We start from the raw sequence: 22292 nt of genomic DNA, 5'->3' as shown, positions 1-22292 counted from the left end.
GGAAAATCCTGATTTCCCAAACGATTTATCTTTTTTCTGAGCTTTCTGCTCGGGTTCAGTTCCTTCTTCCTCTTGCTCTACATCCTTTCTTTATTTTGTTTAACGGTTCTTCTACTGATAACCTATCTCGTTATTTCTAATCAAATCAACAGTTCCATTGGGTTCTCAAGGACGTGCTTGAGGTCTACCATGAATTTAGCGCCATTCATACCATCGACAATCCGGTGGTCAATGGTCAAGCAGAGCTGCATGATTGGACGGATAACAATCTCACCATCAATGACAACAGGTGTCTGCACTGTTGCTGCCACACCCAAGATAGCTGAGTTTGGCTGATTGATGATTGGATTAAAGGACTTGGTTCCAAACATTCCCAAATTAGTGATAGAGAAGGTTGAACCAGACATTTCGGCTGCCTTAAGCTTACCAGCCTGAGCTTTCTTGATAACATCTTTTGAAGCAACGACAAATTCAGACAGACTCATCCTATCCGCACCGTGAACGACTGGTACAATGAGACCATCATCGAGACCAACAGCAATGCCTAGGTTGACAAAGCGGTGCAGCTCGATATCCTTGGCATCATTAATTAGAGAAGCATTGAGGTATTCGTGCTCTGGCTTCATAAGCGTACGAACAACAGCTAAACCAATTAGGTCTGTAAAAGTCACTTTTTGTCCAGTTTTTTCCATGATAGGATCGATCACTTGCTTACGAAGAGCCATAAGGTTAGTCATGTCAATATCGTAATTAAGCGTAAAGGTTGGTGCTGTCAGATAAGAATTAGTCATCCCTTTAGCAATAGCCTTACGCATGGCAGACATTGGCTGGATTTCAACACCTTCTGGAAGACTTGCTTTAGGTGCTGCTGGGGCTAGTGTAGCTGCTTGAGCTGGCGCTGTTGCGTGGCTAGCATCTAAAATATCCTTCTTAGTCACCTTACCAAAGATTCCTGTACCAGAAATGCTTGTCAAGTCTATACCTAAATCAGCTGCCATCTTACGAGCTAAAGGTGTTACCTTAGGCTGAACACTCTTAAAGTTTTCCACATCATCCTTGTGAACACGCCCTTGGGGGCCTGTACCTGAAACTTGGCTAAGGTCAATTCCTTGCTTGGCTGCTAATTTACGTGCTGCTGGGGTCGCACGAACGTTGCCAGAACCTTGTGGTTTGGCGGTGGTAATGGGATCTGCTGGCACTTCTGCTTGAGTTTCAGTTGCTTGCGGCGCTTCTTGAGGAACTGTCATCGATGCTGTTTTTTGAGCAGCAGCCGAGGCTGATTGACCTGCTGAACCAGCCTCAACCACTTCACCAGCCTCACCGATATACCCGATAACTTGGGTAACGGGTACAGTATCACCAGCGGGGTGGACAATTTTGACTAAAACACCAGAGTCTTCAGCTTCAATTTCCATATTGGTCTTATCCGACATAATTTCAAGAAGTATATCGCCTTCAGCGACAGTATCACCCTCTTGTTTTTTCCACTCGATAATTTCGCCTTCAGACATATCAACACCGAGCTTGGGCATAATAATTTCTACTGCCATAATCTATCTTTTGCAAGCACGACGCTTTCTGAGCAGGCTTGCTACTATCCTTTCTAATACGGTTAGAGTGATGATCTTAATTTCCTTTATTTGCCATTTTAATAATTTCAGCCTTAATTTTCTCGACATCTGGTAAGATAGCTTGCTCTAAAACACGCGCATAAGGAATCGGTACATCTTCACTAGCCAAACGTACGATCGGGTGATCAAGATAATCAAAGGCTTCGCTCTCAGCAATCATAGCAGCAATTTCACCGATAAAACCACCCGTCTTGTAGGCATCATTGACCAGCATGACCTTACCAGTCTTTTTAACAGAATTGACAATCAATTCTTTGTCAAGTGGCACGAGAGTACGCGGGTCTACAACTTCAACACTGATACCTTGTGCTGCTACCTCGTCAGCAGCCTGCAGGACACGTTCAAGCATACGACCGTAAGTTACGATAGTGATATCAGTTCCCTTTCGCTTGATATCACCTTTCCCAAGCGGGATGTAAAAATCAGGATCGAGACTGACCTCTTCTTTTTTGCCATAGAGGGCTTTTGGTTCCATGAAGACCACAATATTATTGTCTTGAATGGCTGATTTGAGGAGTCCCTTGGCTTCATTGGCGTTACCAGGGGCAATCACCTTGATGCCTGGAATATGGGTCAGCCAAGCTTCCAAAGATTGCGAGTGCTGGGCTGCTGAACCAATACCAGAACCTGACGCCACACGGAAGGTTACAGGGGTCTTGAGACCGCCACCGAACATATAGTTGTTTTTAGCACCGTTATTGACAATCGCATCAAGAGCGATCGTCAAGAAATCCATAAACGTAATATCCACGATGGGACGCAATCCTGTGATGGCGGCACCGATCGCTGATCCAGCGATAGCAGCTTCTGAGATTGGCGTATCTTTGATACGTTTTGGCCCGAACTCTTCGTACATACCGACCGAGGTACCAAAGTCACCGCCGTAGATACCGACATCTTCACCCATCAAAAAAATTTTCTCATCTTTGCGCATTTCCTCGGTCATGGCGAGGTTTACAGCTTCGCGCAAGGCCATAGTTTTTGTTTCTGTCATTGTGTTCTCCATTAATCTATCAACTACATTCGAAAAATGATTACAACTTAATCCACCCAGATATCTTCAAAAGCTACTGAAAGCTCTGGATCCGGACTATTTTGAGCAAATTCATAGGCATCGTCAATTTCTTTAACGACTTGCTCATGGATAGTATCCAGCTCTTCTGCTGTGATATCTGTTTCTTTAGCCGCAAAGTCACGGAATTTCAAAAGCGGGTCTTTCGCCTTCCAGCTATCTACTTCTTCCTTGCTGCGATACTTACCAGCATCGGCTGTTGAATGGCCGAACCAGCGGTAAGACTCAACCTCTATAATAGCTGGGCCATTGCCCCCACGGACATAGTCGACAACTTCTTTCATCTTGTCATAGACAGCCATGACATCATTACCGTCTTCGACATAGTAACCTGGGATACCATAAGCTTCTGCACGGGTATAGAGGTGAGGGGTGTTTGTCGCCTTGTTGATATCCATTGAGATGCCATAGCGATTATTGATGATGAAGAAGATAACCGGGAGCTTCCAGGTTGCTGCCATATTGACAGACTCATGGAAAGACCCTTCGTTGGTCGCTCCATCACCAGAAAAAGCTACGACGATATTGTTAGTGTCATTGTACTGTTGGGTAAGGGCTGCACCGACTGCGAGCGCATAACCACCGCCAACGATGCCGTTTGTCCCATAGTTACCCTTTTCAAAGTCGGCCAAGTGCATAGAACCTCCGCGCCCCTTTGAAACACCTGTAGCCTTACCGGCCAACTCAGCCATCATAGCTTTCAAATCCATATCCTTAGCGATAGACTGACCATGACCACGGTGGTTTGAGAAAATAATATCGTCGTAAGTCAGATGAGCAATAGCACCCACACTGGCTGCTTCTTCACCCACTGAGAAGTGGGTCATCCCTTGAACAAAGCCACGACGAACTAATTTATTAATACGCGTATCGAACTCACGAATGCGTTCCATTTTCAAGTACAAGTCTAATAACTGTTCTTTAGAAAGTTGTGTCATAACGACCTCCCATAATCCTTTATAAGCCTATTCTATCCAAAAATTTCACAAACTGCAAAAAAGACGCTCATTGATATCACAATAAAGAAAGGGATTTCAAAACAAAATTGAATATTTTTTCACAAACTAAAAAATTCCCCGTCCAACCGTAAATCTAAGGACGAGGAATCCGAACCTTTTACTAAATTTTTTCTAACTGTTCATTCAATTCTTCCCACTCTAGCATAAGATTGTCTTGCTGCTGGGTGAGTTTATCGAGCTCTGCCTGCAAATCTACTAAGTCTTGAGCGTCATTTGTTTGCCCCATTTCCTCTGAAATGACTGCAACCCTATGATCAATACTTTCTAAGTCATTTTCCACCTGTTCTATACGGCGATTCAGTTTGCGGGCCTCTTTTTGATTAGCTTTTTGCGCCTGATAATCATTGACAGAACCAGTAGAGACAGGCTGATCGTGCTTAAGATTTCCTTCTTCTGTCTGGTTCAACTGGGCTAAGGTCTCCTCCTCGGCCTTTTTCTCCAGATAGTAGTCATAGTCTCCCAGATAAAGCTTAGAACCAGTTTCCGAAATTTCTAACACCTTGGTGGCCACTCGGTTGATAAAATAACGGTCATGACTGACAAAGAGCAGGGTCCCATCAAAGTCGATCAAGGCATTTTCTAAAACTTCTTTGCTGTCAATATCTAAGTGGTTGGTCGGCTCATCCAAAATCAAAAAATTGTTATTTTCCATGGAAAGCTTGGCCAGAAGCAGACGAGCCCGCTCACCACCAGAAAGCATAGCCACAGACTTCTTGACATCATCGCCTGAGAAAAGAAAAGCCCCCAAGCGATTGCGGATTTCTACCTCCGGTGTGGTCGAAAAATGATTCCAGAGCTCATCGAGAACGGTATTGGCTTGAGTCAGATTAGACTGGGTCTGATCATAATAACCCATTTCAACATTAGCTCCATAGCGTCCCTCCCCCTTAATAAAAGGAATTTGACCAACAATAGACTTAACTAGGGTAGACTTGCCAATACCATTGGGGCCAACGATAGCAATAGCATCAAATTTACGAACATCCAAATTAATGGGCTGGGACAAGATCTGATTATCATAGCCGATAGCAGCCTCCGAAACGGTCAGAACGACATTGCCAGACGGTTTATCCGCATGGAAGGTCATATTGGCTGACTTCTGCTGGGCTTGAGGCTTATCCAGTCGTTGAATCTTCTCCAACTGCTTGCGTCGAGCTTGAGCCCGTTTGGTCGTAGAAGCTCGAACGATATTCCTTTGGACAAAATCTTCCAGCTTAGCAATTTCCTTAGCTTGTTTTTCATAGGCCTTCTCCTGGCTGGCCAATTTCTCAGCCTTAGCATCCATAAATGCGGAATAATTCCCCACATAACGATCCAGCGAATGAGGCGTCAAATCATAAGTCACCGTTGCTACCTTATCCAAGAAATAGCGGTCGTGGCTGACGATAATCAAAGCCCCTTGGTAATTGGCTAAATAATTCTCCAGCCAAGCGATGGTCTCAATATCCAGATGGTTGGTAGGCTCATCTAAAACCAAAAGCTCAGGTTTTTCCAAAAGCATCTTAGCTAGAGCCAAACGAGTGTTTTGACCACCAGATAGTTCCGAAATTGGGGTCTGCCAAGTCGACTCATCAAATTGGAAGCCATTCAAAATGGCCTTAATATCAGCCTCGTAGGTAAAACCGCCTTGTGCTCGAAAGTTTTCAGAGAGACGGTCATAATCCTGCATGAGCTTATCCAGCTCTGCACCAGACAGCTCTCCCATTTTCATTTCCATAGCCCGCAGAGTTTTTTCCTGCTGATATAGGTCCTCAAAGACCCGCAACATGCCATCATAGATGGTATCCTCAGATTCAAAACGACTATCTTGAGCCAGATAGGATAAACTGAGGTCTTTCTTAGTATTAATTTGACCCGCTGTTGGGGCTTCTTCCTTCACTAAAATCTTCAACAGGGTCGATTTTCCAGCCCCGTTGCGGCCGACCAGAGCAATCCGATCCCTCTCTTCAACCTGAATATTAATATTTTCAAAAAGGACCTCTCCTGAAAAAGAGCGTTCAATCTTGTTTCCTTGTAAAATAATCATAGAATCATTATAGCAAAAATCAGCTCTTCAGGCACTCTTGCTAGCGGTAAGAATGAGGAATGCTTTTTTCTGCTTCTATACTGTTATAGCCTTGCTATCTGTTAAACTAGAAAAAAGGCAAACAAAAAAGCAACCCCAGTAGAATAGGAGTTGCAGTCATTTAGCTATTAATCTTATGTTAACCTGGTAACTGTCCCAGAATACTTTGATGGCGATAAACCAAATAAATACCGGCTGCGACAATAGCCAGAAAAAGTAAGAATTTAATCAAACCTTTGATAAAATGCAGCAACAAGGTCAAAATCATAGACACAATCAGCCAAGTGATAGCCGTATGACCAAAGAAGCCTTGCAAGCCAGCCTGACTATGTTGACTCAAATTAACCAACCAATTGGGCAAATGAGCCAGATGATCCCAACCTAAAGCCAGCTTATTCGAAATCGCTAACCCAGCCAGCCGCAGCCAGACAAAGACCCCGCTATTAAAAACTAGTAGAAAGGCTTGTTCGGGATAACGGCCAGCCCAATTTTTCAACACAGAAAACATAAGCACTCCTAGTTCGCATAAAGTTTTTGCAGAGCATCAATGTCAACCGTCTGAATAGAGTAATAAGAACCTGCAGACTGCATAACTGAGGCCTGACTGTCATTATGATCCAGTCCCATGGCATGGCCCAATTCGTGCTCTGCTGTATTGACAATTCTTTCCTGACTGTAGCCATAAGCATCATTGAGCAGATAATAAGAATTGAGATAGACATCAGCATGAGTAATGCGATTCGTTAAAGATTCCGTTGTCGTCTTAGTTTCACCTGCTGCCTGACTGGAACTATCCGACTGATCCGTCAAAACGATATCAGCCGACTCCTTATCCGATACAAGATTGAGGGTAAAAGCACCGGTATCGTTCCAAGCTGTGATGGCTTCTTTATAGGCTGAGACAAAGGTTGAATCTGTTGAATCAAGATAGACTGTCGCTGAGTTGGTCTCCCAACGAGCCCCTTGGTTTTGGTGATCAGACGCTGCATCAGTCGCCAAATTTTGAAGATTTTGTTTAAAATTAGCCTTAGGTGAAAAATGGCTAGTGACGTTAGTCAAGCCAGTCTGTACGGTTTGCGCAAGTTGAGACTGACTATGATTAGCATACCAAGCCAAACCAAAAACAATGATGGCAAAGATGGCCAAAGTTCTGATAAAGCCCCAGAAAAAATGCCAAATGAAGCTGAGAGCTGCCTTAGGAATGGCCCATAAAATTTTGAAAAAACTTTTCATAACTATTCTCTCCCTCTTCATTAATCTTTTAAGTGACCCCAAGTATAGCAGGCTCAGCCTAAAAACACAAGCCACAGCCCGGCTGTCACTGTTTTGTTAGGGGAGTGTAAACTTAGGATAAGCGTTCCTCTTCATGGTAATCCAACGGTAACCAGCGTAAAAAGACCTCTAGCTGCTTTTCCCAATAGTACCATTCATGCCTACCAGGCGCTGTGCTGTAAGTGATATCCAAGCCCAACTTTTTAAAATCGGATACAGCCCTTTCATTAGCCTGATAAAGAAAATCTTCCTGTCCGCACCAAGCGTAGAATTTCGTTTTCATATCGTGAGAGGCTACCATATTAGCCAAATAATGTCGGTCAATATCCGCAGCAGACAGATGACCAAAAATTCCTTGCCAGTAATCTAGATTCTCATCAACATCATTCTGCAGACTATCCATATCCAGACTGAGAGCACCTGAAAAAGAACCAGCATAACCAAATCGATTGGTTAAAAGAGCAATCTTATAAGCCCCATAACCGCCCATGGAGAGACCAGCAATATAGGTTTTCTCTCTCTTAGTCGTCATATTTGGGAAAAAGCGCTGCATAACCTGAGGAAGTTCCTTAGCGATTGCATCAAAATACTTGAGACCATAAGCCGTATTAGTGTACCAAGCTAGGTCCGTTGAGGGCATAACGACAATCAGATTGGTATGACGCAGAAGGCGTTCAATATTGGTCCGCTTCTGCCAAGAATTCTGATTTCCCCCCATACCATGCAAGAGATAGAGAACGGGAACATCTTTACTGTCTGCTTCTTCCTGAGTCAGCTCAAAACTATCTGGATAAATAACATTGACTTGACGCTCAAAGCCAAGAACCTTTGAATGATATTCGATTTGAAAAAATGCCATAATTGACTCCTTAGTATTTATGAAAATGATTTTAGATCTTTAATGGATGTTGGGATTTTTCGATTAGTCCGATACAGATGCACGGTTGTATCTTCCCACTCATAACTCTCTGGATCAGGGAAGGTCCAAAAGCCCGACTTTTGTTTTAATAGTTTAGATTTATCGTAACTAGTATTCAAACGGATTTTCTTAGATGTCAGTTTCTTATTTTTATAGTCCCTCTGACCAACAATAGACTGAGCACCATAGCCAATATGAATGCCATCACTGGTTTTTCGATAGAGACCCATTTCCATCTGAAATCCTTCAGCTAAGTCATCCTGATAATCCTGATCATCATTGTAGAGGTAGGTGGTTTTGTAAATAATATAGTGGGAATCCTTCAGAAATGTAATAAAAGTCGGCTCCTTGCCAATCTGATAGACCTGATCATATTTGACGGTTTTAACCCTCTTTGACTTGTCTTGGGGCAATCGCCAACCTGTATTATAATCATCATCCAGACTTGCTTTAGTCATTAGATCCTTCCTTCTTGCCAAAGTTTTTCCCCAACTTCCTTTAGCTTCTAGAGTCAGATAGAGGTTTTGCCCGTCAAATCGGTCCACCTTGGCAACAATCTTCTTAAGGCCGAAAACTTTTTTCTTAAAGTCAAACCACTTGGCAAAGGAAGCCAGCTGATCACCTTTAAAAACCATTTCCTTACTACGTGCCTTATAGCTTAGACCAATACTAGCTTTCTTAGTCGGTCTGGGAGTCTCATCGTATTCATATTCATCGATATCAATCAACTCATGTGCCAATTTCTTTTTAGACCAGGTAAATGAACTCTCCAGATAATCTTTGGCATAAGGGTCGTTTTTCACGACTAGAGACCAATCTCCCTTAAACAAGTCCTTGTATTCTTTTTCAAATTGTTTTTGCGAATGAATACCATCAAAATAACTAAAGCCTAGCAAACCTAAAGACAGCGCAAAGAAACTTAAAACAAAGATGGAAAGCATAATTTTCCATTTTCTCATTGCTCGACCTCCTCTAGTAAATCCGAATAGACGTATAAGAAATCACAATATCCCCCTCTTTAAGGTTGAGATAGCGTCCCAAATCCTTGCCGGACTGATCAAAAATATGAATTTCTTCATTCCAAGTATTTTTATTGACAAATTTCGTCATATATGTCTTTTTCTGACCGCCAGAGATCAGCCAAAACTTATCCTCAGTTCCTTCAAAATGTGCAGTATTTTTGAGGTTCAGAATCATAGTTTTCGAGTCATCAATCATCACATCCTTGCCAACTTCGTAGCAACCAGCTGGCACTCCTCCAGATAATTTAGCAGCTGACTTATCATAGCGACTAAAAAGGAGTTGCCTAGCAGAAGTTTTAATCCGATCTCCCCTTTTCAAACGAATCAAGAAGCGATTAGTATCTGCATAACGAATATCATCTTCAGCTACTAATTCTAAACCATCTACCAGATTTTTTCCATCGCGGGTAATCTGAATATGATCTGACTCATTCTTAGCTAAATTCCGGATTTCATAGAAACCTTCTGGTAAATTTGTATTTTTCCCAACCTCAACTTCTGATGTTTTCGCTAAATAAGTCCCCTTACTATTGCTAATTTCAACCTTTTCAGGCATTTTTTGAGAAACTCTTACTGAAACTGCCTTTTCACCTTTCAATAAGAGAAGAGAGCTAAGCACTACTAATGCCCCTAGGGCAAGTCTCTTTTTCATTAATCGACCTCCTAAATTTTTAGTAGGACAGAAAAAGGCGAGAAAACTCGCCCTTTACCTATCTTCATCGCACTTCCATAATCACTGGTAAAATAGCTGGACGACGTTTGGTTTGATCGAAGAGGAACTTGCCCAGCTCATCACGAACAGAACCCTTGAGCTCACTCCAATCAAAACCATCGGTTGCCAAATAGTCTTCCACCGTCTTATTGACCAAATCTGCACTTTCCCGCAAAATATCACGGCTCTTACGCACATAGACAAAACCACGGGTGTGGACTTTGGCTTTGGAAACGATGGTCTTTTTCTTCTTGTTGACCGTAATAACAACAATAAAAATACCATCCTCAGAAAGAATCTTGCGATCCCGCAGAACAATATTACCAACATCACCGATGGCATTCCCATCAATCATAACATCGCTGGCAGGAACACCACCTTCATGCACGAAGCCTTGATTACCCAGAGCCATAATATCTCCTCGCTTCATGATATAGATGTCTTCAGGCAGCATACCGATTTCTTCAGCCAAATCTGCATGGGCTTGTAATTCCCGATATTCCCCTTGAATAGGGAAGAGGTATTTCGGACGTAAAATATTCATCAAAAGCTGTAAATCACGGCCATTAGCATGACCAGACACGCGCAGATTCTGTGTAATTAACTTCACAGAACCGCCAGCCTTATAGATCATATTTTCCACACGTGCCACAACTGCTTCCTTAGCAACACTAGGGGTGGTAACGATGTAAACCAAGTCACCATCTTTGATTTCCACATACCGGTGGCGACCAATAGCCATCTTGCGGAGCCCCTCGATTGGTTCCCCCATCCGACCAGCTTCCAAGATAATCAGCTCATGGTCTTCATACTTATGCATGTCCTTAGGCTTTACAATCAGCTTTTCATCAGCAATACTTAGTTTTTTCAAACGAATAGCTGTACGAACAATATTTTCCACATCAAATCCTGTCAGGACAACGCGGCGGCCGTACTCGGCAGCTGCATCAAAGACCTGCTGAATCCGAGATAAGTTGCTGGCAACAGCAGCAACAATAATGCGTCCTTGAACATCCGAAATGACATCATCCATTTCTTCGCCAACTTCTGCTTCACTGGCTACCTGCACCTTGCTGTCGGCATTGGCTGAGTCCGCCAAGAGAGCCAGAACACCTTCGCGACCAATTTCAGCCAAACGGCCGTAGTCAGTCTGATAACCCGGACTAGCTGCTTGATCAAATTTGAAGTCCCCAGTGTAGACAATGTTTCCTTGATCAGTCCCCAAGACAATTCCCAAACTTTCAGGAATAGAGTGAGTAGTGCTAAAGAAAGAAACAAGCGCATCCTTGAATTCAATTTCCGTCCCAGCATCAACCACATGAAAGTTGTTGAACTTCTTGACCTGAGAATTATTCTTAACCACTAATTTAGCTAATTCAATGGTCAACTCAGAACCAAAGACAGGAACCCGCACATCTTGCAAAAGATAAGGCAGGGCACCGATGGCATCCGCATGCCCGTGAGTCAGGAAGACCCCTTGCACGCGTTTCCTATTTTCAACCAAATAATCCATGTTAGGGATGATCACATCAACCCCCAGCTGTTCATTTTCAGGATACTTGAGCCCAGCATCCAAAACAAAAATGGACTCATTAACCTCCGCTAGATAGAGGTTTTTACCATTTTCACGCACCCCACCTAGGGCAATAATTTTAATATCACTCATGGTGATAAACTCCTTTAAAATATTTTATTCTTGCTGATGACCAAACTATCATCTTATTCTTTACCAACGGTCCTTAACTGATCCAATTTCTATGACTGGCCTAGCTAAGTCGAATTACAGTCCCTTGTATTATAGCATAAATAGAAGCAAACCGTCGGGGGAAGGAGATGGTCAAGTTGGATTCTAGTATAGAAAAACATAATTAAAAACCACAGATTATTCTAATAAAATCCCGTTCACGACTTATTTTAGCCTTTTCATGACATTTGTATGTTGGCGCTTTCATTTTATGCTACAATAACCGTGTCAGATATATCAGACAGATAGATTTCTTTAGATACTAAGCATGCTAAGCTAAAAAAGTCATCGTTGCTTACCTTAACTCAGAAATCATAATGTTGAACTTTTATTGGAAATAGGAGGTTCTGTAATGAAAACACAAGCGATTAAAAAATTTGAAGTCATTAACGACGAAGGCTTAGCACAAGTGAAGGGAGGATATTTCGGAGCACTCCTTGCCGGACTTGCTCAAGCATACGATGGGAGTGTTACTTTGGATCAGTTAAACGGACGAGTGATAGGACATTCAAGTAATACCTGCTCTCCGTATGGTAATGGTGGAACCCCAAATAGTTGCATTCCTTAGCTTCCTTTTATCACAATTACTTAAGTAAGAGGCAGAGTTATTATGAAGGTCTTATACAAAGGAAAAACTGCTCAAGTTTGGAAAATTAGTCAAACAGAACCCTACCCTGATTGGGTTACTTCTGCGTTTGCCAAAAGGCAACTATTATGGAAGGATAATAAAAAACTTCAGGTTATGGTTCCTAGCCTTTTTCCTCATTGGGCAAGAAACGATCACTACTGGGGATACGGCATTTACGCTATTGCCTATATCGGAGATATCATTGACCTAACCAACGAGAGGATTATTAGCCCAAATAAATTCAAAAAAGATTATAGTGTGATTGATGGAGACTAGTAAAAATAGTAGCTAATTGATTTGTTCTTGGTAACTAATAAAAGAGGACAAAAGGAACCATCTGGTTATTCTGGCTGTATACCTGCTCATACTTGCCTGAGCCATCATCCATTTTACCAGAACCAAGGAAAAATAGAAAAATCTCTCATTTCAAGGAAAGAGTGAACTTATCCGAAGATGAGAGATTTTTTAATTAATTTTTATGGCATCCTACTTAAATCATCTAAAACCAAGTCCAGTCAAGACCAAAGCCAGACTCAGAATGTTTGAAACAATAAGGACTTGAACCAGATATTCCTATTTATCAAGAAAGGGGATATCTAGCAGAATACCGTAATTTCCTCTCATCAGATGATTCACCCCCACCAAGAAGAAATACAACACAAAAGTGTAAACCACAATCACAATCCCAGTCAGGCTAATATTATCCCTTTTAAAGTGATTGAACAGATAGGGCAAAGTAATCAACCAATAAAGAAAGCCTTGTAATATGCGAAAACTATAGGGATCTCTGACTGGTTAACCCATAATTTAATCCCTGTGAGCTTGAAATATTATGAAACTGCTAACTTCATGCAAGAATGGCAAATAAGATACTGATAAAACTGCTCTTCCACATAAGCCTTTAATCACTGGGCAACCAAGTATCATTGTCCATCAATAGGCCTTTCTTTTTTATCCTCGAAACATGTCTATTGCCTCGAACATAAAAGCAAAGCGGCTCTGTCTTCCAATGATCTGTACAGGTTACACCTATTCTAGCACGGCTATCAATACATACAGGTTTTACACCCTCCTTTAGTGATAAAGCACAATTATCAATAGGTTGACCATCAAAGCCTTGAGTAATGTGAGCAAAGCGAGTTAGTTTCCCTGGCCCATTGGCAACTGATTGCTCCTCTTCAACTTCTAACGCACGAATCAGTACAGCCTCGGCAGTACCGCTTTCTTTGGTAACCAAATTAAGCATGTGATGTCCATACATTTGATACACATACCAATGACCAGCAGAAAGATACATAGATTCATTTTTCTTACTCCGCTTACCACCTGCACTATGAGAGGCACTATCTTTAGCGCCTAGATAAGCCTCTGTTTCTACGATTCTTCCAATCAGTTTATCTTCTAAATAGAGCTCCATGCCAAGCAAAGCCTTAGCCGTAGCTACAGTATCACTAAACATCAAATGCTCAAAACTATTTTCCATGTCATATCTACCTCAATACCTCAGATTCATACTTAGCCTTATAAAAGTCACAAAGTGGTCGCAAAGGACATAAAGAACAAATCGGTTGTTTTTTGCAAAAGTTACCTCCCAGCTCATCAATCATCGCATGAAACTGCTGCAATTGATTGACCGATAATTTTTCACAGCTTAAAACTGTCTCAGTTAAGCTTTAGCGTTCTTCGTATACGGTTGTCATGAGGTTAGTATACCACTTTTGGTTACCGAACAAATCTATAAAAAATAGAGGTCCTGTAATGAAAACACAAACGATTAAAAATTTGAAGTAATTAGCGACAAAAGCTTAGCACAAGTGAAAGATGGATATCTTGGAGCACTCCTTGCTGGACTTGCTCAAGCATAGGATGGGAGTGTTACTTTAAAACGGACGAGTGATAAGACATCTAAGTAATACCTGTTCTCCATGTGGCAATGGTGGCACTCCAAATAGTTGTATTCCTTAGCTTTCTGTTATCACAATTACTTAAGTAAGAGGCACATTTTTTATGAAGGTCTTAATAAAGGAAAAACCGCCCAAATTTGGAGAATTAGCCGAACAGAAGCCTACCCTGATTGGGTTACTTCGGCATTTGCCAAAAAGCAACTGCTATGGAAGGATAATAAAAGACTTCAGATTATGGTTCCCAGTCTTTTTCTACCTTGAGCAAGAAACAACTACTAACTGGGGATATAGCATTTACGCCATTGCCTATATCGGAGATATCATCGACCTAACCAACGAAAGAATTATTAGTCCAAATAAATTCAAAAAAGATTATAGTGTGATTGAGGGAGACTAGTAAAAATTAGTAATTCCTAAATGAGGTTAAATAAATATCCTACTCACTTTAACTACTTGTCTATAATTGTAGTGAGTGTTAGACAGTCAACAAATTTTTAACTTCCTACCTGAGACAATCACCATGAAAACGATAGCTTTTCTCCAAAGCCCTTACGTTTAGTAGGGATTGGAACCGCTACACTGGGACTGGACTTTTTATATTTTTGACTATTTTTCAAGGACAGCAGGCTTTATTCCCAGTGGTCAGAGTAACTTATAAGACTTATCACTATCAGCCTGCCCTGTAACCTTTATTAGCTATTCAACTACTGAGATAAAGACTGATAGCAAAAGCTATTTTAATCAGGATTAGAGCAAACTCTCAGTGCTATCGCCTGCCCATACTTGCCTGAGCCATCATCCATTTACCAGAACCAAGGAAAATAGAAAACCCCCCTCATTTCAAGGAAAGTGAACTGATCCGAAGACGAGAGATTTTTTAATGGATTTTTATAGCGTCCTTCTTAAATCGTCTAAAGCCAAGTTCTGTCAAGACCAAAGCCAGACTCAGAATACTTGAAACAACAAGGTAATTGAACCAGACATTACTATTATCAATAAAAGGGGGTTCTCGCAGAATGCCGTAATTTCCTCCTGTCAGATGATTCACTCCCACCAAGAAGAGATTCAGCACAAAAGTATAGGCCACAATCCCAGTCAGACTGAGATTATCCCTGTTAAAGTAATTGAGCAGATAGGTCAAGCTATTGGCAAAGAGAGCAAAGTGACCAACCAAGAAGGAAATTCCTGTAATATGCGGAAAGGTATAAGGATCCATGACTGGATAACCCAAGGCAAAAATTGCCCCGCTAAATCCCATCAGACCGATGTACTGTTTAAACGGCCATCTATCTGGCAAAAAAACGAGCCCAATCATCGCTAGGCGGCAATGATAGAGAGGCAGACTGTAGTCCAGCGGAATACGGCAAACTAGATACCAACCATAGAGTGCTAATAATTGAGCCAATTGGATCCCCTTAAAAAGGCGGATATAAGTGACATTTTGATGATAACGATAGGACAGCCAAATCAAAAAAGCCATCCCCAAAATAATCATGCCATACCAGAAGCCCGAAATGATCGGTACGGTTGTTTGCTGAGTCGTAAAAAAATTCTGCCAAAATTCTGTCACAATAGCTATCTCCTCTATCTAAGATACAAAGGGCCTCCGTGGACACAGTTAAAATAGGAGATTCGACGCAGAGTCCTAAAGAATCCATCTTTTTAGCCAAGTCCGCAGCCCGTGTTCAATTAACTCTATGCTTCCAAAGCCTTGACAACCTTGTCTAAGTGCATGGAGTTCGATCCTTTAAGTAAAATTTGATCGGCCGGTTGCAAGAGAGTCTTAACCTGCTTAACCAAGTCCTCAAACTGATCCTCTTGGCCTGTTTTCTTGAAATAATAGACCTTGCCAAGCGGGAACATCTGGCTGGCTAATTGAGCCAGCTCCGCAATATCTTCTCCATAGCAAATTAGATAATCCAAATCCTCCGGGTTGATGGCCATAATCATATCACTGTGCATCTGAACCGAGTTTTCTCCCAGCTCTTTCATATCAGCCAAAAGAGCAATCTTCCTTCCGCCCTCATTAGCCGGAATGGCTAGGAAGGTTTCTAAGATCAATTTCATGGCTGTCGGATTGGCATTATAAACATCAGCTAAAATGTCAGCTCCGTTACTGGCCTTCTTCCACTCCGTTCGGTTTTTAGTCAGCTTCAAATGCTTCAAGGCCGAAGCAATAACCTCATCTGCTACTCCTTCAAGCTGGCCAACATAGGCCGCCAGCATAGCATTAGTGGCATTATACTTACCTGTAACAGGCAGTTCAATCAGACCATCCATAAAGTTGACTGCAAACTGCAGGCTGTCCTTACGTTCGACTAACGTTGTCAAGAAAATATCTTGGTCTGGACCAAAGCGGACAATCTTTTGTTTGCTGGGTAGGAAAGCATTGATGATTTTGTCCGCTGGGGCAATCAAAGTCCCATCTGCTGCCATACCATTGACAATCTGCATCTTCCCTTGAGCAATCTTCTCACGACTGCCAAAAAATTCCAGATGAGCTTCACCGATTAAAGTCACTATGCCAATCTTAGGCTGAGCAATCTTGGACAGCAAGTCAATATCACCCAGATGGTCCTGCCCCATCTCAAGGACAATTTTCTGGGTATCATCTGGCATATGGAGAACAGTATAAGGCAGACCAATTTCATTATTGTAATTGCCTTGAGTCTTATAGGTCTTATAAGTCGTCGCCAAAACATCATGAATCATATCCTTGGTCGTCGTCTTACCATTTGAACCCGTCACTGCAATCACATCAACTGCCATCTTTTCCAAGTAATATTTGGCTAGGGCCTGAAAGGCAGACAAGGGATCCTTAACCAAGATATAGGGCACTTCATCCAGTTCAATGCGGGAAAAAGTTGCTACAGCTCCATTTTCAAAGGCTGTCGGAATGAATTCGTGACCATCACGAGTCCCCTTGAGAGGTAAAAAGAGGTCGCCAGAAGTAATCTTGCGACTGTCAAATTCAATAGCATGGATTGGAGAATCCTCAAACTGGGAAACATCATTGCGTGCCCCGACTACCTCAGCAATTTCATATAAACTTAATTTCATTAGTATTCCTTATTCTTACAGTATAAAAGTAATTGTCTTTGAAATTATACCACAAAAATCTGGCTCAAAGTAGGCCTTGTCATTGAAAGCAACTGAGAAAAGACGAACAATAGTGGTGAAATTCTCCGAAAATCTAGGAAAACTCCTGAAAACGTGTTAGACTAGGGCTGTATTCAAAATACAGAGTAAGTGATTTGCGTTAAGTGTATGTGAATGGGATGTTGTCACATAACGAAGCAAGAGCGCGGTAAATCACTGCATCCGCTGTTTTTAATTAAAGACGCCCAATCCTGATTCTCTCGCTTTTAGGACTGGATTGTCTCCATTTTAAACAGCTCCACTTAATTTAGAATAGGAGCTTTTTATGTTTTCTAAACCCTTTTTTCCAAAATTATCAACCAAGCACTTGGTTAGCTTGGCCATGCTCATGGCTCTGTCTATAGTGGTAGGGAAACTGTCCATTCCCATCATTCCCCAGCAATTGGTCATCAGCTTGACCTTCATCGTCTCAACTATGATCGGTGCTATCGGCGGTCCAGCCTATGGATTTATTATCCTAGCCTTGATTGATCTGATTGATATGATGACAGCCGGAACAGCTAACTTCATTATCTGGTGGACCCTGCTGGAAGCCGTCCAAGGTGCCCTCTACGGCTTCTTTTTCTATAGAAAACCACTAAGCTGGACCTCTAAAAAAGACTGGGTCTATGTCAGTGTAGCAACGCTCATCATTATGGGTATTGGAAGCTTTATTTTTACACCCCTTTTGATTCAGATCTATTACAAGGTGCCTATCGCTGCCCAATTCATCTCAGGCCGCTGGCTAAAAATCTTTGAAATACCAATCCGAGTCATTCTAACCATGCTGGTCATGACCCAGTTGCAAAAGTTAAGAGACTGGCGGCAATTAACTGATATTAACCCCAAATAATCATTATAAAATCTCAGTCTTTAATAAATTTCATTAGAAAAGCACCCTAGCCGTTCACATTATTAGGCTAGGATGCTTTTCATTTTCGAATTTTTATTTTTTAGTGTTCACTTTAAAAGAAATCTAGCACTCTGATAATTTCTGATGATTAATCCCCATTTTTATTGTGAAGAGCCACAGTATTGTATAAAGCTTTACCAGCTTTAACATCTTCCCATGTTCCAATTTTAACACCTTCTGAATAGTAACCGTCTAGTGCACCTTCACGTTGTAAAATGGTTTGTTCATAGGCCACTTTAGAATTCCACTCTGTGATATCAACATCTGCTAATGATTTATGTAGAGCCGTAATTGGATCCATACCTTTCCCACCAGATGTGAACAAGGTCCCATGAGAATTCAATAAGAAGCCATTTCGTAAAGCTTTATCGCCAATTTTTCTAATTTCTTCAGCAACATATTCTGCTAGTTCTTCCGAACACATAGGGTGCCAGTCTAGCGTTCGAATTTCTTTCAATTTTTGAGTTGCTTCTGTCAAGTTTGGCATACTTAGTCCAATAGTAGCCCAAAACATCGATTGATCAGCGTGTGAATGGAATACACATTTAATATCTGGATTAACATCATAAATCGCTTCATGCATATTAATTTCGCGCGTCACCTTACCATTACCTGAAAGGACCTTTCGCGTATGTGGTTCAATGACCAAAATTTGATCAGCCGTTAAATGGCCCAAATAAGCTTCAGACATCATTGTCGGAGTCATTACATAGTATTCTTTTCCTTTTTCATCTGTCACACGAATACTAATATTTCCTCCAACAATATTGGTATCACGGCGATCCATAACTGTTTTTACAACTTTTGCCAAATCTTCGCGTTCGTATTCAAATGGAATACGGCCTGATGGATATTTCATAACTAATCGACCTTTCTATTTTCTTTTAGATTCCCGTATTATATTCCTTCTTTCCCGTGCGATCTTTTTCTTTTCCAAATATTTAGGAAACAAAGTAGATGCTCCTTGTTTATTTACCAGTAGCCCCAGTACAATCACAAAAATATTTAACCAATATAATTTTGTAGAAATAGCCACTATAAATAGCAGAAATGCTAGAAAGCTTAGGAAAGTCCAAAATATCTTAGAGTTTACATTCATCTCAGTTCCTTCTAAAAATTCACTAGTCTTGGTATTTGCTTGCTGGAATTGGATTTTTCTTAAATCCTCTGTATAAAACATAGAACAATGCTAACAATACTACTAAACCAACAATTGCTATGACATTACCTCGACCTGCCCAAGATGCTAAAAAACGAAAATCTGGTGCTTCAATAGAGCTCCATGAAACTTCTGATCCTTTAGGAACATTGATTGCTCCTGTGCTCTTGGCCAATTTTGTAAAGATGCCTGCAAAATAGGTTGAACCATATAGAAATAGTGGTTCATAGATAATACCTAAGACAAGCATCCTCAGCAGATTACCACCGGTCAACAAAAGGCCACCGACTCCAAGACAATAGTTAATAACACCAGCAAGAGGCAAGATTTCATTACCTGGTAAAATGGCAGAAAACAAAATGGATACAGGAATCAAGAGAACCATTGTTACCCAGAGCTCTGTACTTTGACCAACAATTGGCCAGTCCAAACCAATAACAAACTCACGACCTTTCACATGTTTTTTCATGAAATCACTCATTGTAGTACCAAATGGTGTCAAGGCATCCATAAAGAATTTTGCCATGACTGGGAAGATTGCCATGACAGCACCAGTTGTGACTGCAAGGTTCAATGAATTAGCAATTCCATACTGTCCAACCAATCCTAGAAGCAAACCAATAATAGCCCCCATCACGACAGGTTCACTCAAAATACCAATTTTACGTTTTAAGGCATCGGCATCCCATTTTTTATTAAAGACAGGGATATAATCCATCAATTTATTGACAGGACTCATAATAGCAGCAGTGAATGTTTCTATGTGTGTGACAGTTACACCTTCATAGCCTAACATATCTTTAATTTCATCCGCCCACATATCTCCCAACTTCAACGAGATAACAACTTGAATACCAGCAACAATACAACCCCAAACAAAGTTACCAGAAAATTGATATACAATATATCCAGTTAATGCAACTCCCCACACATTCCACATGTCTGCATTCAATGTTTTGGTCATTTTACCAAGCAACATAATCAGATTGATTCCAAGTTCAACTGCAAAAAATATAAATGCAAGCGGCCAGGCCCAAGTGATTGCTGAAGCTCCTGTCCAGCCAAAGTCAACAACTGGCAAGTTAATTCCTGTGTTTTTTGCCAAAGCTTTCGCTGCTGGGCTAACCGCTGCAGTTAATTGATTAATAGCTAAACTCATACCAATAAAACCAGTCCCTAGATAAAGTCCTGACAGCAGAGCTTTAGAAGGCTTCATCCCGAAGATCAAACCTAAGATAGCAATAAAGATGGGAATAAGAACAGTAGATCCAACTCCCAATATTGATTGAACAATGTCATTCCAGTTCATAATAAATTCCCCCTGAGAATTCTATAATTTTTAGTTATGCTAGCCTGTATTTTTCAACGATTTCTTTAATACGCTCGTTTGCCTCATCTTGCCCCATACCCGTCAACCATGGCAATCCGACCATTCCAACGACATCATGCTCATCAAGTACTTCTTGAAGTTCTTTATTTGCTGGTGCAATTCCGATATATACAATGATACTTGGATCACTTTCAATAGTTGACTTAGCTGTTTCAATAGGTTTAGGAGTTGCTTTAGCATACCCATCTAATCCTACCGAAGCCAGATATTCATTTACCTTATTTGTTACTTGGGGGCTTGTAGCGACACCCGAACCACAACACACTAAAATTGTTTTCATAAGAGTACTCCTTCTTATTCCTCAAAACGACTAACAACCAAATCGTACATCTCTTCTTTGGTTGTAACGTTTTTAAATTTATTTACAAACCCACTATCCTGAAACGCTGCCATCATATTTGCCAATAATTGTGACTGTTTCGACCCATCTTTGATTCCTAAAAATAGGAAATCTCTGGCAGACATTTCTGCTGCATCGCCCATTTGTCTAATATCTAGGACACCGCTGTTCCTTGCAATATAGATGAATGGTTCTTTTATATACTTACTATCTACATGCGGGAATGCAACGGATACCTCAGGAAATTGCAATCCTGTTGGGTACGATAATTCCCGCTTCTCTAACCCAGCAATGTATCCCAGTTCTGCAACACCTTTTTCTATAACTCTCATTCCTATTAAGTCAAACAGCTGGGCTTCATCGGATACAATAACGTCCAAGTCAATCAAATCTTCTTTGAACATTTCACTAATCATAAGATTTCTCCTCCCTAAAATGTTATCGCTTACATCACTAATTATAATCAAAACAATTCATAAGTCAATCATTTTCGAAACTTTTTTGAATTATTTTTTTCATTTTAGATTATTTATTGATTATTAACCTGTTGTATACTATAATAAAAACACCAAATATATTTAGTAAGAGGTATAGATAGTGATTAAAAATGTTCGATGGAATAAAATCATTGATTTAATCAATATGAACGGGGGAACAATGACAACTTCTGATATTGCTACCGTAACTGGAGTATCCGAAGTTACAATTCGCCGTGATCTGAAACAATTAGAAGAACAAGGAAAATTAAAACGAGAACATGGAGGAGCCATATCCATTGATCGTTCAAGGCATACTGAATTTTCAACAGATGAGAAATTACTGCTTAATGTCGAAAAGAAAAATAACATAGGAAAGAAACTCGGTGATTTAATTCCTAATAATTCCACCGTATATCTCGGTGCCGGCACCACACTCCTTTTAGCGATACCTTACCTAGCAGCTAAAAATATAAGATTTGTCACAAATAGTTATCCTGCCTTTCAAGCACTACTAGAATATGACAATCAAATCATATTAACTGCCGGTGAATTTTATAGGAGAACTGGTGAATTTTTAGGTCCGATTGCTGAAGCTTCTTTTAAAGATCTAAATATAGATTTTGCTCTTTGTTCAACAAATGGTATCAGCAAAAATAGAGTGACAACGAGCAATTCTACACAGGGAAGTATACAGTTAACAGCTATGAATTGTGCCAATAAAAAAATCATTGTGGCGGATACATCAAAAATTGGAATATCTGATATGATAACTTTTGCTCCTCTGGAAGCATTTGATAGTTTAGTCAGCGATGATGATTGGGTTTCCATAAAAAGAGACGAGTATTCAAAATATACAAATATATTATAATGTCCAGAAAGGAAGTC

General features: G+C 40.8%; 21 protein-coding genes, 2 pseudogenes and 1 riboswitch. Of the genes and pseudogenes, 5 read left to right on the top strand and 18 right to left on the bottom strand.

Annotated elements, in window-relative coordinates; translation table 11 throughout:
- Positions 1-140: 140 nt before the first annotated feature.
- The 11 genes and pseudogenes from STRCR_RS05345 to STRCR_RS05300 form a co-directional block, all read right to left on the bottom strand.
- Positions 141-1178 (bottom strand): annotated as a pseudogene (locus tag STRCR_RS05345) (dihydrolipoamide acetyltransferase); the annotation flags it as partial.
- Positions 1179-1382: 204 nt separating this feature from the next.
- A pseudogene (locus STRCR_RS12505) lies at positions 1383-1511 on the bottom strand (biotin/lipoyl-containing protein); the annotation flags it as partial.
- 115 nt (positions 1512-1626) lie between these two features.
- The gene (locus tag STRCR_RS05340) at positions 1627-2625 is read right to left on the bottom strand and encodes an alpha-ketoacid dehydrogenase subunit beta (protein ID WP_004229834.1); all 999 of its coding nucleotides are present in this window, start codon (positions 2623-2625) and stop codon (positions 1627-1629) included.
- Positions 2626-2672: 47 nt separating this feature from the next.
- Entirely contained in the window at positions 2673-3641 is a 969-nt protein-coding gene (locus STRCR_RS05335) for a thiamine pyrophosphate-dependent dehydrogenase E1 component subunit alpha (RefSeq protein WP_004227570.1), read from the bottom strand.
- A gap of 181 nt (positions 3642-3822) precedes the next feature.
- A complete protein-coding gene (locus STRCR_RS05330) occupies positions 3823-5748 on the bottom strand; it encodes an ABC-F family ATP-binding cassette domain-containing protein (protein WP_004227713.1) in 1926 nt (641 codons plus the stop codon).
- A gap of 178 nt (positions 5749-5926) precedes the next feature.
- Positions 5927-6295, bottom strand: coding sequence for a hypothetical protein (locus STRCR_RS05325; RefSeq protein WP_004229177.1), 369 nt, complete (start codon positions 6293-6295; stop codon positions 5927-5929).
- Between the two features lie 8 nt (positions 6296-6303).
- Positions 6304-7020, bottom strand: coding sequence for a matrixin family metalloprotease (locus STRCR_RS05320; protein ID WP_004225779.1), 717 nt, complete (start codon positions 7018-7020; stop codon positions 6304-6306).
- Positions 7021-7132: 112 nt separating this feature from the next.
- Entirely contained in the window at positions 7133-7918 is a 786-nt protein-coding gene (locus tag STRCR_RS05315; protein WP_004228400.1) for an alpha/beta hydrolase, read from the bottom strand.
- 17 nt (positions 7919-7935) lie between these two features.
- Entirely contained in the window at positions 7936-8937 is a 1002-nt protein-coding gene (locus STRCR_RS05310) for a hypothetical protein (protein WP_004227603.1), read from the bottom strand.
- 13 nt (positions 8938-8950) lie between these two features.
- The gene (locus tag STRCR_RS05305) at positions 8951-9652 is read right to left on the bottom strand and encodes a hypothetical protein (protein WP_004226186.1); all 702 of its coding nucleotides are present in this window, start codon (positions 9650-9652) and stop codon (positions 8951-8953) included.
- A gap of 64 nt (positions 9653-9716) precedes the next feature.
- Positions 9717-11378, bottom strand: a complete 1662-nt coding sequence (locus STRCR_RS05300; RefSeq protein ID WP_004225589.1) for a ribonuclease J — start codon at positions 11376-11378, stop codon at positions 9717-9719.
- 430 nt (positions 11379-11808) lie between these two features.
- Here STRCR_RS05300 and STRCR_RS05295 point away from each other — a divergent pair, with 430 nt between their 5' ends.
- Positions 11809-12024, top strand: a complete 216-nt coding sequence (locus STRCR_RS05295; protein ID WP_040804474.1) for a bacteriocin — start codon at positions 11809-11811, stop codon at positions 12022-12024.
- Positions 12025-12066: 42 nt separating this feature from the next.
- Positions 12067-12360, top strand: a complete 294-nt coding sequence (locus tag STRCR_RS05290; protein ID WP_004227807.1) for a hypothetical protein — start codon at positions 12067-12069, stop codon at positions 12358-12360.
- Positions 12361-12985: 625 nt separating this feature from the next.
- On the opposite strand, the gene STRCR_RS05285 is transcribed toward STRCR_RS05290, so the two are convergent.
- Positions 12986-13567, bottom strand: a complete 582-nt coding sequence (locus STRCR_RS05285; RefSeq protein ID WP_004230008.1) for a DNA-3-methyladenine glycosylase — start codon at positions 13565-13567, stop codon at positions 12986-12988.
- Between the two features lie 524 nt (positions 13568-14091).
- Between STRCR_RS05285 and STRCR_RS05280 the strand changes: the two genes are divergently transcribed.
- Entirely contained in the window at positions 14092-14385 is a 294-nt protein-coding gene (locus STRCR_RS05280; protein ID WP_004228617.1) for a hypothetical protein, read from the top strand.
- Positions 14386-14865: 480 nt separating this feature from the next.
- Here the strand turns inward: STRCR_RS05280 and STRCR_RS05275 are convergent, their stop codons facing one another.
- Both STRCR_RS05275 and STRCR_RS05270 read right to left on the bottom strand, forming a co-directional pair.
- Positions 14866-15558, bottom strand: a complete 693-nt coding sequence (locus tag STRCR_RS05275) for a YwaF family protein (protein WP_004228575.1) — start codon at positions 15556-15558, stop codon at positions 14866-14868.
- Positions 15559-15683: 125 nt separating this feature from the next.
- Positions 15684-17048, bottom strand: a complete 1365-nt coding sequence (locus STRCR_RS05270; protein WP_004228065.1) for a UDP-N-acetylmuramoyl-tripeptide--D-alanyl-D-alanine ligase — start codon at positions 17046-17048, stop codon at positions 15684-15686.
- A gap of 179 nt (positions 17049-17227) precedes the next feature.
- A riboswitch (THF riboswitch) is annotated at positions 17228-17317 on the top strand.
- 95 nt (positions 17318-17412) lie between these two features.
- Here STRCR_RS05270 and STRCR_RS05265 point away from each other — a divergent pair.
- Positions 17413-17979 (top strand): folate family ECF transporter S component, encoded by a 567-nt coding sequence (locus tag STRCR_RS05265; protein ID WP_004229534.1) that lies wholly within the window; start codon positions 17413-17415, stop codon positions 17977-17979.
- Between the two features lie 148 nt (positions 17980-18127).
- Here the strand turns inward: STRCR_RS05265 and STRCR_RS05260 are convergent, their stop codons facing one another.
- The 4 genes from STRCR_RS05260 to STRCR_RS05240 form a co-directional block, all read right to left on the bottom strand.
- Positions 18128-18898: a class II aldolase/adducin family protein gene (locus STRCR_RS05260; protein ID WP_004225169.1), complete on the bottom strand. Its 771-nt coding sequence runs from the start codon at positions 18896-18898 to the stop codon at positions 18128-18130.
- A gap of 262 nt (positions 18899-19160) precedes the next feature.
- On the bottom strand, positions 19161-20507 hold the full coding sequence (locus STRCR_RS05250) for a PTS galactitol transporter subunit IIC (protein ID WP_004226658.1): 1347 nt from the start codon (positions 20505-20507) through the stop codon (positions 19161-19163).
- 34 nt (positions 20508-20541) lie between these two features.
- A complete protein-coding gene (locus tag STRCR_RS05245; RefSeq protein ID WP_004226524.1) occupies positions 20542-20868 on the bottom strand; it encodes a PTS sugar transporter subunit IIB in 327 nt (108 codons plus the stop codon).
- A gap of 14 nt (positions 20869-20882) precedes the next feature.
- The gene (locus tag STRCR_RS05240; protein WP_004229877.1) at positions 20883-21344 is read right to left on the bottom strand and encodes a PTS sugar transporter subunit IIA; all 462 of its coding nucleotides are present in this window, start codon (positions 21342-21344) and stop codon (positions 20883-20885) included.
- A gap of 181 nt (positions 21345-21525) precedes the next feature.
- On the opposite strand from STRCR_RS05240, the gene STRCR_RS05235 reads away from it, so the two are divergent.
- Positions 21526-22275 carry a DeoR/GlpR family DNA-binding transcription regulator gene (locus STRCR_RS05235; RefSeq protein WP_004225930.1) on the top strand — a complete coding sequence of 250 codons (750 nt, stop codon included), beginning with the start codon at positions 21526-21528 and terminating at the stop codon, positions 22273-22275.
- Positions 22276-22292 lie beyond the last annotated feature (17 nt).

Source organism: Streptococcus criceti HS-6, from assembly GCF_000187975.2.
Lineage (GTDB): Bacteria > Bacillota > Bacilli > Lactobacillales > Streptococcaceae > Streptococcus > Streptococcus criceti.
This window is presented reverse-complemented; position numbering and strand designations above follow the sequence as displayed.